The sequence below is a fragment of the Caulobacter sp. CCH9-E1 genome (assembly GCF_001556515.1).
Taxonomy (GTDB): Bacteria; Pseudomonadota; Alphaproteobacteria; order Caulobacterales; family Caulobacteraceae; genus Caulobacter.
Genome location: NZ_LSJA01000367.1, coordinates 1 through 369, shown reverse-complemented (window position 1 = coordinate 369; position 369 = coordinate 1). Strand labels below are relative to the sequence as shown.

The window sequence follows — 369 nt, the reverse complement described above, 5'->3', positions numbered from 1 at the left end:
CGATGATTGGCACGGGTTATGTGGGCCTGGTGTCTGGGGCGTGTTTCGCCGACTTCGGTCACGTGGTGACGTGCATCGACAAGGACCCCCGAAAGATCAAGCGGCTGGAGAAGGGCGAGATCCCGATCTTCGAGCCGGGCCTGGACGACCTGGTGGCGCGCAATGTGCGCGAAGGCCGGCTGTTCTTCACCCTGGACGGCGCTCAGGCGATCAAGGACGCCGACGCGGTGTTCATCGCGGTGGGCACGCCCACCCGCCGCGGCGATGGCCACGCCGACCTGTCCTACGTCTACGCCGCGGCCGAGGAGATCGCCGGCCTGATCGACGGCTTCACGGTGGTGGTGACCAAGTCGACCGTGCCGGTGGGCA

General features: G+C 67.2%; 1 pseudogene. It reads left to right on the top strand.

The annotated features are described in order from the left end of the window. Positions 1-2: 2 nt before the first annotated feature. Positions 3-369 (top strand): annotated as a pseudogene (locus AX690_RS20530) (UDP-glucose/GDP-mannose dehydrogenase family protein); the annotation flags it as partial.